The following is a 14552-nucleotide window of genomic DNA, read 5'->3' on the forward strand; positions in this document are numbered from 1 at the left end:
ATTCCCTCGTCAGGCTGTAGTCGTCACGGGCGAGTCGGAGCAGTCCGTCGGCCCCTCGATCCCGCGCATCATCGCGTGCCAGCGACGCCAGAACGCCCGCATCTGCAACTCGTCGCTGGCGAGCGGTGCGCGCCCCATGCCGCGCGATATATCGGACCAGCCGATTTCCCGTTGCGACGCGAACGCACGCTGGCACCCCTCCAGCCCCGACACGTCATCGGGCGTACCGAACCCCGCCGGCCCGAGGAACGAAATGAAGTTTTCGAAGCGCCGCTCCCGCAGTTCATGCGATTCGTTCTTCGGCAGAAGCGCCCACGCGTCGATTTCGATGAAATCGGGCGATACCGGATAGAACGTGCGGACGGTCCTCCACAACGAAATCAGGATCAGGTTCGGGTAGATGAATATGTTGCGGCTGTGGTCGGCAATCCAGTGCGCGCGCTCCTTGCCGAATTTTTCGTCGAGTCCTGCTCGAATGCCTTCGAGTTCCTTTTGGGCATTGCCGGCCAGCGGTGTCGGCAAGAGCGGGCTCTCGATGAGCGCATGCCCGTTGTTCAGTGCAATGCCGCGGGTGTTCGACATCGCGCCCGGACCGATCCACTTGTTCGGGTCCATGCCGATGTCCGGCAGGAACTGCCGGAAATAGCGCTGGTGCGTCGACATGACGTGATACGCGTCGATGCTGTTTTCCACCAGCAGCTTCCAGTTCGCGCGCATGCTGTACGATTGCGCGCCCGGCACGACTTCGACGTCGTCACCGCCGTAGTCGAGCATGGCGTCGATGTACTCGCGCGCGTCACCGAGATACGTGCACAAATCGACGATCTCCGGATCGAAGCTGACGAACATCATGCCGCGATAGCTTTCGAAGCGCGGCACCGATTTCAGCCCCATCTGCGTCTTGTCGAACGCGGCCGTGTACGCGTCTTCGCCGGGAAGACCGACCAGCGAACCTTCGAGATTGAACGACCAGGCGTGATAAAAGCACGTGAACACGCGCGCGCTGCCCGACCGTTCCCGACACACCGCATTGCCGCGATGCGGACAGCTGTTGAGAAATGCCCGGTGCTGACCCGATGCGTCGCACGTCAGCAGAAGCGGCCGCCCGCCGACCTTGCGCGTGATGTAATCGCCGGGCTTGGACAATTCCGATTCATGACCGGCATACAGCCAGCAGCGATCGAAAATTTCGCTGCGCTCGCGCTCGAGAACAGCGGGGTCGGTAAACGCGCTCCGGTGCACGCGAAACGTTCCGCGCGTACGGTCGTCCTCGACCAGCTGCTCGATATTCGGTCGTTGCATGTGTTTCCTCCAATAGAATTTGGCTTGTCGTCGCGGCGCCGCTCTCAGAGCATCGCCATGCCACCGCTCACGCCAATGTGCTGGCCGGTGACAAACGACGCTTCGTGCGACGCGAAGAACGCGACCGCGGCCGCGACCTCGGTCGGATGCGCGGGACGCCCGATGCCCACGGCCGAACTGCTGACCATCTTGACGAGTTCGTCCAGGACGTCGGGCGGTGTCCAGGTCGGATCGCGAAAGCCTGCGGGCTGCGGGTCCGGATCGCCGTCGGCACTCGAATCGACGGCACCTGGCGACACGCAATTGACCGTGATGCCGTCACGCAGCGTTTCGCCTGCAAGCGTCGCCGTCAGACCAACCATCGACCCCTTGCCGACACCGGCGAGCACCGTGTGAAACGGCAGCCCGGTTCTCCATGCTTCACCGCCGATATTCACGATGCGGCCGTAGCGGCGCTCGAGCATGTACGGCAGCACGGCCTTGCACGTGCGCAACGTGTTCCACACGTTCCACTTGACGGCGTCCTCCAGCAACGCGTCCGGAAAGTCGATCAGCCGCATCCGGATCAGCGCAGCGGCGTTATTGACGAGCGCGTCGATCCGACCGAAACGTTCGTAGACCTCTTCGGCGATGCGCTCTGCGACGCCCGGCTCACTCAGATCGCCGGCATACGGCAACACCATCGAGCCGGTCTGATCGGACAATTGCGCCGCGGTGCGAGCGGCCCGTTCGTCCTGAATATCGGCGATGACGACATTTGCCCCCTCTTCGGCGAGGCGGCGTGCGATCACGCGGCCCAGCCCCTGTGCGCCGCCCGTGACGATCGCTACCTGATGTTCGAATCGGCGGCTTTGAGTGGGGATTTCGTACTCGGCAGTCGCCGCGGGTACCGGGGCAGCCGTATTCGGAACTTCGTTCATATGTCTCCTCGCTAGGTCGTGTTCCGCGTCGGCGGTCCTACGTTCGGTGTCTCGGACAACTCAAGTACGGCAGGTGAATCGCCCGTACCCTTTCATGCGGCTCTCATCGCGGGGCGCTCCCGGGCCGGCGGGAAAATCCGCCATGCACCGTCACGGTGGCGAAAGAAAAACAGCGCAACGGGACCTTCCGCCTTGAGCGTTTCGACGCGCACATAGCATTCACGGTCGGATCGCCTGTTTCTGAATGCCGTGATGCGGATGCCGCTGGCAGGATCCGGAGCGAGCCAGTCCTCGACCATCGCGCGCAACGAATGATTCCAGCTGGACATGATCTTCTCCTTCATCGCGTCGAACGCGACAGTCCTGCCTGCCACCGACCGCTAGCGCTGAATCCACGGATAGCGCTCGGTATCCCGCCCGGCATAATCGGGATCGAGATAGACGAAGCAGCGGTGAATCAGTCCGTCACGGATCTCGAACACATCGCACCAGTGGCCCGCACCCCAGGCAGGCGAGTCGGCCTGCCACGCCCCATCGCGATGAATGCCGTGGCTCGTGCCTTCGCAAACGACCACGTCGCCGCCGGAAAACACCCAGCTGACAGCGTCGAGGTGATGATTGACCGACTGGAGCAGCGCCGTGACGTCCATCAACATCCGTCCGATCTCGGCCTTGCCTCGCGCTGTGCCCCACTTCGGGAAATGAACGATCGCGTCGTCTGCGAACAGGTCGATGATCGACCCGCCCGATTCCGTGATTCCGCCGCTGTCGACTGCCCGCAAATAGCTCAATGCGACTGCCTTGCGGGCCTCGTCCACCATTGCTTTCATTTGGTCACCTCGCTCGAATCAGTGAATGGGAGGCTGGCCGACCGGGCCGGCCCACCGGTATGACGACGTCGTTCCGCGATGGAGATCCAGCCGCAGGCGATCGCAAGCACGATCGCCGGCGTCGGGTTGCCGCCTATCACGAATACATGCGTGCAGATGGCGACAAGCATCATGCTCAACAGCAGCAGCGCGCCGGGCCTTCTGGTCGATGCATTCAACAGCAATGCGCAGCCGGTAATCTCCAGCCCGCCGGTCAGGTACCTGAACCATTGGCCGATGCCGATACGTGCGAACAGCTCGACCATCCAGGGCATGCCCGCGAGCATCGCGGAGCCGGCCGCAAGAAAGATCCCGACGACGAGCAGTCGGACAACGCCGCCGACTCTGTCCGACATGGACATTGAGGATTTCATCGCGTCCCTCCTGTCATGGTTCCAGCAAGCCGCGGCTCATGTCCCTAGCGTAGTACGCCCCCTTTCCTTCGATTAGTGGGGGCGTCCGGATTTCAGTCGTCCATGCAGTGGAGGCATCACACGACATGACCCGGGCGAGGGCGGCCGAATGGTTGGACGAACCGCCGATGGCTTCAGGCGTCACGCCGATATGCCGGCATAGCGGCGGCGCAGGGAGAGTTTGTCGACCTTCCCGGTTCCGTTCAGCGGCAGCTCGTCGAGGAACACGACATCGTCCGGCAACCACCAGCGCGCAACGCGAGGAGAAAGGAAAGCGAGCAAACCATCGCGATCCAGTGGCTGCCCCGGTTTGCGCACCACGAACATCATCGGTCGCTCGTCCCACTTCGGATGGCTGACGCCGATCACCGAAGCGAGCGCAACCGAAGGGTGTTCCATCGCTGCATGTTCGAGGTCGATGGAACTGATCCATTCGCCACCGCTTTTGATCACGTCCTTGACCCGGTCCGTGATCTGCACCATCCCGTCCGGGTCGATCTTCGCCACGTCTCCGGTCGGGAACCAGCCGTCGCGCAACGGCGACGTCTCGCTCTTGAAATAGCTCGACAACACCCAGAGGCCGCGAACATGCAGCTCGCCGACCGAAACGCCATCGCGCGGCAAGGTTTGTCCGGACCCGTCGACGATCCTCACTTCCACACCGAACAACGACCTTCCCGGCCGCGAACGAAGCGCGTGTTTCTCCGCCGAACAGAGATCGGCCTGCGAAGGAAGCAGGCCGCTCATCGTGGCGACGGCGGTTGTCTCGGTCATCCCCCAGCCGCACCGCACCTCGACGCCGAAATGCTCGACGTACCGCGCGATCAGCGATGGCGCCATCGCGGCCCCGCCGACGACGGCGCGGCGAAACGTCGAGAAGCGCTTGCACTCGGCTTCCATATACTGAGCAAGTCCGTGCCAGATCGTCGGTACGCCGGCGCTGACGGTCACGCCTTCGGATTCCATCAGTTCATACAGGCTGGCGCCGTCGAGATTCGGGCCCGGGAGAACGAGCTTGCTGCCGTTGATCGGCGCGGCGTAAGGAATGCACCACGCGTTGATATGGAACATCGGCACGGCCGGCAGCACGACGTCTTGAGCGGACAAGTCCATCGAGCCGGGAAGGCCCAGAACCAGGCTGTTGAGAACGATCTTGCGGTGCGAGTACAGCACGCCTTTCGGGTTGCCTGTCGTTCCCGACGTGTAGCAGAGCGCCGCCGGCTTGCGTTCGTCGAAGTCGGGCCATTCAAAATCGCCAGCTTCCGCTGCGAGCAACGACTCATAGCAGAACACACGATCGACCCGCTGCAGATCGGGCATCCAGCGAGGCTCGCAAAGGCAAATCCACGCCTCCACTCGAGGGCAACGCTCGGCCAATTGCTCGACTTGTCCGGCAAAGGTGACGTCGAACAGCACGGCACGATCATTCGCGTGATTGATGATGTACGCGAGCTGCTCGATCTGCAGCCTCGGATTGCAGGTGTGCATGACCATGCCGCTACCTGACACCGCGAAATACGCCTCGAGATGCCGATGGTTGTTCCATGCGATGCTTCCGACAACGTCCCCCTCGCCGAGCCCCAACCGGGCCAGTGCGTTGGCGAGGCGTCGCGCACGCGGGGCTGCATCGGCATATGTATAGCGAAACAGCGAGCCATTGGTTTCGCGTGACGCGATGCAAACGTCGCCGTACTGCAGCTCCGCATGATTCAGGATCGATGAAATAAGCAGCGGCCGGTCCATGATCGACTCTGTAGCCTGCATTGATAGTCTCCTCGCGTATCGTCTCGTACGCCTTGGCGGCGTATCCGATGGAAATCAGATGCTCGCCTGCATCGCCCGCAGCCCTGCCGCTTCGAGCATCGGTTTGACGCTGTCCAGCGCTCCGCCGCCATCGCACGGGATCACTGCTCCCGAGATGTAACTCGCGAACGGTGATGCGAGAAAAAGTGCCAGGTTGGCGATATCGTCTGCCTCGCCGAGGCGTTTGAGCGGCACGTTGTCGGCGCATTGCGCGGCATCCTGATCGCCGTCGGCGAGCAGCCTCTTGAATCCCTCGGTGTCGGCGATCGGGCCGGGCGAAATCGCGTTGACGCGCAGATTGAACTGCCCCCACTCCAGCGCCAGAACACGCGTCAGCTGGTCGATACCGGCCTTGGCGGCACATGCGTGCGCCTGATAGCGCATCGGGATCGAAGACTGCGGCGCCGTGACATTGATCACGACGCCGCCCGGTTTGCGCATGTGCGCAAATGCTTGCCGCAACACGTGGAACGTACCGACGAGATCGATATCGATCACCGCCTTGAACCCGTTCGACGACATGCCTTTCGCTTCGCAGAGGAAGTTGCCTGCCGCGCCCGAGACCAGCACGTCGATATCGCCGAAGACGGCGACCGATGCGGCGAGCCCCTGGCCCACCGCATCGAAATCGCGCACGTCGGCACACACGCCATTGACTTGTCCGCCGTACTCGGCAAGTGCTTCGCACGCGGCATGCACGTTGTCGCGCTTGCGGCTGACCACCGTCACCCTGGCGTGTTGTCGTGCAAATGCCTTGGCGATACCCAGGTTGATACCAGTCGTCCCGCCAAACACAACCACATGCCGATCCGCAAATTCCAGGTTGATTTGCATACGCCCGTCTACGCCCCAGAGATAAAAGAACTCGATGGAGGCGAGTATGCAGAACCGATGATTCGACGAATAGCCGGCACGATCGGATTTCAGTCGTCCAGCGACGACAGCAATCCGATCGGCGAGCCGAACGCCAAGCGGTGTCGAAACCTGCGTTCGTTTCTTTCGCCAGTGGACGAGTGAAATCCAAATACAGCCACTACCGCCGCGGACCCTCGCTGGACATAATCCAGGCAATGGCGAGCGACCTGCGCGCTAGGAAATTCATGTCGTTCAACTACGGGAAGACATCATGCAACTCTTTACTCTGCAGGACACGGCGTTCGTCCTGATCGACCATCAAGTCGGCATCTTCGACTGGATCAAATCCATCGACCGCACTCAACTGAAGCGAAATGCCCTGCTCCTGGCGAAGCTGGCGGCACGCGCGGAAATCCCCGTCGTGCTGACGACGAGCCAGGAAACCAATGTGCAGGGCCCGCTGATCAAGGGAATCCGCAAGGCACTGCCGCAGGCCTACGCCGACCGCATCCTGCGCGTGGGCATCGTGAACGCCTGGGACGTCAAGGCTTTCGCCGACGCTGTTCGTGCTACCGGCAAGCGCAACCTGGTCATGGCGGGCGTCACGACCGACGTCTGCGTGATCGCGCCGGCCATCAGCGCCGTCGAGGAAGGCTTCAACGTGCAGGTCGTCACCGACGCCAGCGGCTCGGCAACCAAGATCGGCGACGAGATTGCGTGGCAACGACTCGAGCGTGCAGGCGTCCGATTGACGTCCACTGCGGGGATCACCGCCGAACTGGTCTACAACTGGGACACGGATCTGGGCGACTACGCGCTCAGCCTCATTCCCGGCGTGCTCGATGCGTCGGTCAAAACCCGCATCACACTGCGCATCCTGTGGCGCCTGTTGACCGGCCAGGGTCTGCCGCGCGTGGATTCGCAGCGGGCGAGCAAAGCCGGCAAGTTCGGTGCGGCGCTCACGAAATGACCGCTGCGCGGGAAAGCGGCGCCTGCGGCGCGCGACAACCGGCGGCGTGCCACGCAAGTCGCGACACGCCGCCGGCAATGTCACTTGCGATATGCCGTTGACGCTGCGCTTGATGATTGCCGGCCGAAGTGCCGGCAGTTGAATTGCGATACTCGGTAACAGTTTTATACCTCGGCCAAGCCATGACACTTCTTCATATCGATGCAAGCATCCTGCATGAACAATCCGTGAGCCGCCAGCTCACGGCAGCCATCGTCAAGCGGTTGACCGGCGAGTCGCCGAAAACCGAAGTAATCCGAATCGATCTCGCGGCTGAACCGCTCGGACATTTGTCCGCGGAAGAATTTCTCGCCTTTCGCGGCATCACGCCGCAAAGCGAGGAGGCGAAACAGGCCGCCGCTCGCAACGCAAAGACCCTGAACGACTTCCTCGCCGCCGACGTGATCGTCATCGGTGCGCCCATGTACAACTTTTCCCTGCCTTCGCAACTCAAGGCATGGCTCGACCGGATCGCGGTGCCCGGCGCAACGTTCCGCTATACCGCAAACGGTATTGAAGGGCTGGCGAACGGCAAGCGGGTCATCATCGCGTCCAGCCGCGGCGGCCAGTACACCGAAGCGACGCCGGCCGCGTTTCTCGATCACCAGGAAACCTACCTTCGGGACTTCTTCGGGTTCCTTGGCGTCGCCGATGTGACGTTCGTTCGCGCCGAAGGCCTGGCGATCAGCGAGGAAAGCCGCACCGCAGCCATCGATGCTGCCAAGGCCGATATCGAAAACCTCGCTGTCTGAGAGTCGAAGCCATGAACGTTCATCAAGCCAGGCGCGCTTCGTCGCCACGTCGAACAACCCGATTCGTATCCTGGAGCCTGCGGATTCTCGCGGCCAGCGCATTTCTCGCGGCCGGCGGCGCCAAACTCGCGGGCGTCCCGATGATGGTCGCGATCTTCGACCATATCGGCATCGGCCAGTGGTTTCGGTTCGTCACGGGCGTAACCGAAATCGTCGGCGGCGTCGCCATCCTGATTCCTGTGTCCGCGCTCTTCGGCGCGCTGCTGCTGTCCACCACCATGGCCGTCGCGGTTCTTGTTCATCTGTTCGTCATCGGCGGAAGCCCGGCCCCGGCCATCGCGCTGTTGCTGGTCACCGCGACCGTCGCGTGGCTGCATCGTCCCGGCGTGACCGCCGGCCGATAGATCCAGTCCGACTACCCGGAGTGAAAGCGATGACAACGAGCAATCATCAACCGATCCCGCGCCGCATCGTGCATCGCACGCGGGGCCAGGGCCACGGCCCGATCACACGCCTGATGAGCCCTTCGGATCTGGGCGGTGTCGTCAAGCCCTTCGTGTTTCTCGATCTCTTCGATGCCGGCAGGACAACGATCCAGGCGATGGCCAGCATGCCGCTCCATCCGCATTCGGGCGTGGCGACCGTGACCATCCTGACCGAGGGAAGCATGCGGTACCACGATCCGGCGTCGGGTTCCGGAACGATCGGCTACGGCGGTGTCGAATGGATGCGGGCCGGTCGCGGCGTCTGGCACGGCAAGGAGATGTCGCCCGACGATGTGCCGCGTGTTCAGGGCTTCCAGCTGTGGCTGGCGCTGCCTGCCGAGCTCGAAAGCAGCGAGCCCGTCAGCCGATACATCGAAGCGGCCGACATGGTGCGATCCGGGCCCGCGAGCATCATTGTCGGCAACTACGAAGACAAGCAAAGTCCTGTTCCGGCACCCGCCGATATCAACTACCTGCTCGTTACGTTGCCTGCGGGAACGCGCTGGACGTACCAGCCGCCGGCGGGACATACCGTGGGGTGGCTGGCAGTGGCAAAGGGGCGTCTCAATGCCGGCACGGTGATCGATACCGGCGAAATGGTGATCTTCGAATCCGGCGAGGCCAGCATCGCACTTGAAGCGTCGAACGACGAAGATGCGGTGTTCGTATTGGGCTCCGCCGTGCCGCACGGCTACCCGTTGCATCTCGGCTACTACTCGGTACATACCTCGGCCCAAGCGTTGGAGGCCGGTGAACGCCGCATTGCCGAGCTCGGCCGCAAGCTGCGGGAAGCGGGAGACCGGCGCACCGACTCGGGAACCATTCCGGTGTTTCGATAACCGTCGATCGGGCGGGGCTCGCGCACCGCAGGAGATATCTCGATGAACGGACGCAATCATACGCAGTCGGAAATCTCCGAGTCCGTACCTGTGCAGGTCTCTTGCGACGATATTCCGTTCCGGGTGATCGTCGAACAATCGCTGGCGGGAATCTACGTGATCCTGGACGAGCGATTCATGTACGCGAACGAGGCGTTCGCTTCGATGTTCGGCTATCGCCCGGAGGAATTCGTCGGAACGCATCTCGAGGATCTCGCCACGCCGGATTGCCGGGAAGAAGTGATGAGGAACTATCGACTGCGGCTGACCGGCGAGCAGGGCTCCATCCGATACTTTCCGAAGTGCGTGCATCGCGACGGGCATGTGGTGTATCTCGACGTCCACGGTTCGGGCGTCGATTACCGAGGGCGGCGCGCCATATTCGGCGTCGGTGTGGACATCAGCGACCGCGTCGAACGGGAAAATGACCTGCGGTCGTCGCGCGAGCAACTGCGGCAGCTGACGGTCAGCCTCGATGCCGTTCGCGAGGAGCAGCGTGCCGCGCTGGCTCGCGAAGTGCACGATGTTCTGGGCGGCATGCTCACGTCCATCAAAATGGACGTCTCCCGCATTATCCGCCGCGCCGTGCCGGCGCAATCGGACGATATCGTCGAGATTGCGACCGAGCTCGTGGCGCTCGTCCAGGAAACGATCGACGCTGCTCGACGAATCTCGGACGAGCTTCGCCCCAGTATCCTCGATGCGCTCGGATTGACAGCCGCGATCCGACGTGAGGCGCGGCAATTCGAAAACCGGACAGGCGTCGACACCACGTTGGTTACGGACGGAATCGAGAGGCAGCTATCCGCCGAGCGCATGACCCAATGCTTCCGCGTCGTGCAGGAGGCACTGACAAACGTTGCACGGCACGCGGAGGCGGGTCGGGTACAGATTCGCTTGCGCTGGCAGGTGGGATCGCTGCTGATTGAAGTCGCCGACGACGGTTGCGGAATCGATCCGGCGTCGATGCGGGAACATTCGATTGGAATGCTCGGCATGTCGGAGCGCGCTGGAAAAATCGGCGGCACGCTCGAAGTCGGCCGTGCAAACGCCTGCGGAACGGTCGTCTCTCTGGTACTGCCGATCGACGACGAAAAGGAACGTACCGATGATTGACGTTCTCGTCGTGGACGATCACAAGGTCTTTCGTGCCGGCCTGAAGCGGCTGATCTCCGATGAAACCGACATTCGGGTCACGGATGAAGCCGCTGATGGCGCGACCGCGCTCGGCAAGATTCGCAGCGGTGGTTACGACGTCGTTTTGCTCGACATCAATATGACCGGAAGAAACGGACTCGACGTCCTCCAATCGATTCGCCGCGAGCGTCCGGCTATCCCGGTCGTCATGCTGTCCATGTATCCGGAAGAGCAATACGCGATCGTCGCCTTGCGCGCCCACGCGAATGCCTATCTTTCCAAGGACGCCGAGCCTCATGAGCTGATCGCGGCGATCCGCCAGGTCGCCGGAGGCGGCCAGTACCTGACAAGCCGCGCCGCCGCGCGCGTGCTGAGCCAGTTGAGCGAGAAGGAAGCCGCCTCTCCGCACGCGGCGCTTTTGCCGCGAGAAATGCAGATTTTCACGAGGATCGTCGCAGGTGTGTCGCTCACGGACATCGGCCATGAAATGTCCCTTAGCGTCAAGACCATCGGCACCTACCGATCGCGCATCCTGAGCAAGCTCGGGATGGCAAGCAACGCCGAACTGGTGCAATACGCGATGCGGTACGGCCTCGTCTGTTGACGTCCCGCAATTCGTCGCGTGGTCACGCAAGCGCCGAAGCATCGCGAATGGGTGACAACATTCCGCGTGAATCGCGTTGACGGGCATCACGCCGCACAGGCTCCGATGCGTTCATGTCGCGAACGGGCCTGCATCCGATATCCGTGTTCTCTCACCCTTGAATCGAGGAATTCATGAAGCAGGCCGTTATCGTATCCGTCGCGCGCACCGCTATCGGTCGCGCCTATAAAGGTGGATTCAACGCCACCAAGTCGCCTACGCTGCTGGGCCACGCCATCGCGCATGCCGTTTCCCGTAGCGGAGTCGAGCCGGACGAAATCGACGATGTCGTGGTCGGCACCGCGCTCGCCGCGGGCACCGCCGGCATGAACCTGGCGCGTAACGGCGCGTTCGCGGCGGGACTGGGCGTACATGCCGGGGCTCAAACGGTCGACAGGCAGTGCGCGTCGGGCCTGATGGCCATCGCGACGGGGGCAAAACAGATCATGGTGGACGGCATGCGCGTCATCGTCGCCGCGGGCCACGAAAATATTTCCGCCGTCCAGAAGACCTATTTCGACGCGGTGGCGGCCGAGGCCGACCCTGCCGTGACGGCTCGCGCAATGCATGCGTACATGCCGATGCTGCAGACTGCCGAATTTGTCGCGCACAAGTACGGCATCGATCGTGAGCGCCAGGATCTCTATTCGCTTCAGTCCCAACAGCGCACTGCGGCGGCACAGCAAGCAGGCCGCTTCGATGCCGAGATCGTCCCGCTGACCACGCGCATGGCGGTACATGACAAGGAAACCCACGCGGTCAGCTATCGCGAGGTGACCGTCGCCCGGGACGAGGGCAACCGCCCGGAAACCACGATGGAGAGCCTGGCGGCGCTGAAGCCCGTGATCGAAGGCGGCACCGTGACGGCCGGCAACGCCAGTCAGCTGTCGGACGGCGCCGCAGCCTGCGTGATGATGGACGACGCGCTTGCCGCGCAGCGCGGCCTGCAGCCGCTCGGCATCTATCGCGGTATTGCCGTGGCGGGACTCGCACCCGAGGAGATGGGCATCGGCCCGGTTCTGGCCGTGCCCAAGCTGCTCAAACAGCATCGTCTGACGATCGACGACATCGGCCTCTGGGAACTCAACGAAGCATTCGCGTGCCAGGCGTTGTACTGCCGGGACAAGCTGGGTATCGATCCGGATCGCTACAACGTGAACGGCGGCGGCATTTCGGTCGGGCATCCCTACGGCATGAGCGGCACGCGCCTCGTGGGCCACGCGCTCATCGAAGGCCGGCGCCGAGGCGCACGTTATGTCGTCGTCACGATGTGTGTCGGCGGCGGCATGGGCGCCGCGGGCCTGTTCGAGGTGCTTGCCTGATCCGGGACGGTTTGCGGCGAAGCCGGGGCCGGCGCGCTTGAATCATCGGCCGGCCCGGTCATCACGCCGCAGTGCCGGCGAACTGCGAGCAACGCGGGGAGTTTCGACGACGACGGGATCACTGCTCCGCGAATGCGCGTTCGACGACGAAATCGCCGGGGGTACTGGTGTTGCCCTCCCGGAAACCGAGGTTGTCCAGCATATGTTTCAGGTCTCGCAGCATGCCCGGATTACCGCAGATCATCACCCGATCATGATCGGGATTCAATCCCGGCAAGTCCAGATCATCGCAGATCTTCCCGCTTTCAAGCAGATGCGTCACACGCCCCATGTTCCTGTACGGCTCGCGCGTAACGGTCGGATAGTACCGAAGCTGACGGCCGACAATATCTCCGAGGAATTCGTGGTTCGCCAGATGCTCGGACAGCATGTCGTGATAGGCCAGTTCGTCGACCTGCCGCACGCCATGCACGAGGATGACCTGCTCGTACTTTTCGTAGGTTTCGGGATCACGCACGATACTCATGAAAGGCGCAAGTCCGGTACCGGTGGACAACAGGTACAGCCGCCTTCCGGGCAACAGATAGTCGATGACCAGCGTACCGGTCGGCTTGCGGCCAACGATGATCGTGTCACCCACCCGGATGTGCTGCAGCCTGGAGGTCAACGGGCCGTCCGGAACCTTGATGCTGAGAAATTCCAGTTGTTCCTCGTAATTGGCGCTGACGATACTGTAGGCGCGCAACAGCGGCTTGTCCTTCACATTGAGACCGATCATCGTGAAGTGGCCGTTCGAGAACCGCAGTGCTCCGTCACGAGTCGTCGTGAAGCTGAACAGTTTATCGGTCCAGTGATGGACGCTGGTCACTCGCTCTTCAGAAAATGAACTCATGGTTTGATCGCTGCTGATCTTTGCGGACAAGGTGAAGTAAACGAAATGCGGAATTCTCGCTCCACGCACTAGCGCTGCAAGTGCTCGAGCTTGGATTTCCTTTCCCGCCAGGCATCCGCCTGCGGCAGCGGCTCGGCGCGCTTCGTGACGATCGGCCAGATCGACGCCAGTTCGGCATTCAACCCGACGAACGACTGCATGTCCTCCGGCAGTTCGTCTTCCGCATGGATGGCATTCACCGGACATTCGGCGATGCACACGCCGCAGTCGATGCATTCGCCCGGATCGATCACGAGGAAGTTCGGTCCCGCGTGAAAGCAGTCCACCGGACACACCTCCACGCAATCCGTATACCGGCACTGGATGCATGAATCCGTCACGACATGCGTCATCTTTTCCTCCCATGTAATCCGCTGTGATTCGATCCGCTGCCGCCTACCGGCATACGTTGATCGGGATGACCCGCTCTGTCGCGTAATTCAGGGCGCCGGAGCGAAAGCCCTGGAGATCGAGCGAAATGAACTGATATCCGAGTGCTTTCAACGCATCGACGATCGTCGACCTCCGTTCGACCGCCATCTGGAACTCGGTCGGAATCAACTCGAGCCTCGCGACTTCGCCGTGATGTCGAACACGAAACTGCGTGAATCCGATCGTCGACAATGCGCTTTCGGCACGTTCTATCCGGTCCAGGAGCTCGGCGGTCACGGGCGTGCCATACGGAATGCGCGAAGAGAGGCATGCGGCCTGCGGTTTCCCGGCGTTCTTCAGGCCGAGATGTGCCGCGATCTCGCGTATCTCCGCCTTGCGGATCCCGCACTCGACCAGCGGAGAGCGCACCTGTTGCTCCTCTGCGGCCAGCAAGCCTGGACGATGGTCGCCGAGATCGTCTACGTTCGTTCCGTTGAGGATCCAGTGAATGCGCCTGTCGCCAGCGATCCTGCGCATTTCCGTGTAGAGCGTCGACTTGCAGTAGTAGCAACGATTCACGGGATTGCGCGCGTAGTCGGCGTGATCGAGCTCGTCCGTTTCGATCACGAGATGCTGCATGCCCCAGTCGGACGTGATGTTGCATGCCAACTGGAGATCGTCGCGTTTCAGGCTCCGGGAGCCGGACGTAACCGCGATCGCGTTGGCGCCGAGCTCCTGAGATGCGATGCAGGCAACGAGCGTACTGTCCACTCCTCCGGACAGCGCAACCAGCGCGCCGCCAAGGCTCCCTATGTTGCGGCGCAGATCATCCAGCTTTGCTGCTGTTTGGGTATCCATGAG

At 62.3% G+C, this 14552-nt stretch carries 17 protein-coding genes; 7 read left to right on the forward strand and 10 right to left on the reverse strand.

Features of this window, described 5'->3' with window-relative positions; all coding sequences use genetic code 11:
- Positions 1–9 precede the first annotated feature (9 nt).
- From DIE22_RS24825 to DIE22_RS24855, 7 genes are all read right to left on the reverse strand, one after another.
- Complete coding sequence (locus DIE22_RS24825) at positions 10–1302, reverse strand: Rieske 2Fe-2S domain-containing protein (protein ID WP_124606298.1); 1293 nt, start codon at positions 1300–1302, stop codon at positions 10–12.
- A 44-nt stretch (positions 1303–1346) separates the two neighbouring features.
- Complete coding sequence (locus DIE22_RS24830; RefSeq protein ID WP_124499108.1) at positions 1347–2222, reverse strand: SDR family NAD(P)-dependent oxidoreductase; 876 nt, start codon at positions 2220–2222, stop codon at positions 1347–1349.
- A gap of 92 nt (positions 2223–2314) precedes the next feature.
- Entirely contained in the window at positions 2315–2551 is a 237-nt protein-coding gene (locus DIE22_RS24835) for a hypothetical protein (protein WP_124499109.1), read from the reverse strand.
- Positions 2552–2602: 51 nt separating this feature from the next.
- Positions 2603–3052: a nuclear transport factor 2 family protein gene (locus DIE22_RS24840; RefSeq protein WP_260426757.1), complete on the reverse strand. Its 450-nt coding sequence runs from the start codon at positions 3050–3052 to the stop codon at positions 2603–2605.
- Positions 3049–3465, reverse strand: coding sequence for a DoxX family protein (locus tag DIE22_RS24845; RefSeq protein WP_124499110.1), 417 nt, complete (start codon positions 3463–3465; stop codon positions 3049–3051). The genes DIE22_RS24840 and DIE22_RS24845 overlap by 4 nt, the downstream gene beginning before the upstream one ends.
- Positions 3466–3645: 180 nt before the next feature.
- Positions 3646–5268, reverse strand: a complete 1623-nt coding sequence (locus tag DIE22_RS24850) for a long-chain-fatty-acid--CoA ligase (RefSeq protein WP_260426758.1) — start codon at positions 5266–5268, stop codon at positions 3646–3648.
- A gap of 54 nt (positions 5269–5322) precedes the next feature.
- Positions 5323–6141 (reverse strand): SDR family oxidoreductase, encoded by an 819-nt coding sequence (locus DIE22_RS24855; protein WP_124499111.1) that lies wholly within the window; start codon positions 6139–6141, stop codon positions 5323–5325.
- A 292-nt stretch (positions 6142–6433) separates the two neighbouring features.
- Here DIE22_RS24855 and DIE22_RS24860 point away from each other — a divergent pair, with 292 nt between their 5' ends.
- From DIE22_RS24860 to DIE22_RS24890, 7 genes are all read left to right on the forward strand, one after another.
- Positions 6434–7132, forward strand: a complete 699-nt coding sequence (locus tag DIE22_RS24860) for an isochorismatase family protein (RefSeq protein WP_124499112.1) — start codon at positions 6434–6436, stop codon at positions 7130–7132.
- Between the two features lie 182 nt (positions 7133–7314).
- On the forward strand, positions 7315–7923 hold the full coding sequence (locus DIE22_RS24865) for an FMN-dependent NADH-azoreductase (RefSeq protein ID WP_124606299.1): 609 nt from the start codon (positions 7315–7317) through the stop codon (positions 7921–7923).
- A gap of 11 nt (positions 7924–7934) precedes the next feature.
- Positions 7935–8327, forward strand: coding sequence for a DoxX family protein (locus tag DIE22_RS24870; RefSeq protein WP_124606300.1), 393 nt, complete (start codon positions 7935–7937; stop codon positions 8325–8327).
- Between the two features lie 29 nt (positions 8328–8356).
- Positions 8357–9247 (forward strand): pirin family protein, encoded by an 891-nt coding sequence (locus DIE22_RS24875; protein WP_124499115.1) that lies wholly within the window; start codon positions 8357–8359, stop codon positions 9245–9247.
- Positions 9248–9289: 42 nt separating this feature from the next.
- Positions 9290–10402, forward strand: a complete 1113-nt coding sequence (locus DIE22_RS24880) for a PAS domain-containing sensor histidine kinase (protein ID WP_124499116.1) — start codon at positions 9290–9292, stop codon at positions 10400–10402.
- The gene (locus DIE22_RS24885; protein WP_124499117.1) at positions 10395–11027 is read left to right on the forward strand and encodes a response regulator transcription factor; all 633 of its coding nucleotides are present in this window, start codon (positions 10395–10397) and stop codon (positions 11025–11027) included. The genes DIE22_RS24880 and DIE22_RS24885 overlap by 8 nt, the downstream gene beginning before the upstream one ends.
- A 173-nt stretch (positions 11028–11200) precedes the next feature.
- Positions 11201–12388: an acetyl-CoA C-acyltransferase gene (locus DIE22_RS24890; protein ID WP_124606301.1), complete on the forward strand. Its 1188-nt coding sequence runs from the start codon at positions 11201–11203 to the stop codon at positions 12386–12388.
- A 118-nt stretch (positions 12389–12506) separates the two neighbouring features.
- On the opposite strand, the gene DIE22_RS24895 is transcribed toward DIE22_RS24890, so the two are convergent.
- From DIE22_RS24895 to larE, 3 genes are all read right to left on the reverse strand, one after another.
- Positions 12507–13280: a ferredoxin--NADP reductase gene (locus DIE22_RS24895; RefSeq protein ID WP_124606302.1), complete on the reverse strand. Its 774-nt coding sequence runs from the start codon at positions 13278–13280 to the stop codon at positions 12507–12509.
- Positions 13281–13348: 68 nt separating this feature from the next.
- Positions 13349–13672, reverse strand: coding sequence for a ferredoxin FdxA (gene fdxA, locus DIE22_RS24900; protein WP_124499120.1), 324 nt, complete (start codon positions 13670–13672; stop codon positions 13349–13351).
- 43 nt (positions 13673–13715) lie between these two features.
- A complete protein-coding gene (larE, locus tag DIE22_RS24905; protein WP_124606303.1) occupies positions 13716–14549 on the reverse strand; it encodes an ATP-dependent sacrificial sulfur transferase LarE in 834 nt (277 codons plus the stop codon).
- Positions 14550–14552: the final 3 nt, after the last annotated feature.

The organism is Burkholderia sp. Bp9142 (assembly GCF_003853415.1).
Classification (GTDB): Bacteria; Pseudomonadota; Gammaproteobacteria; order Burkholderiales; family Burkholderiaceae; genus Burkholderia.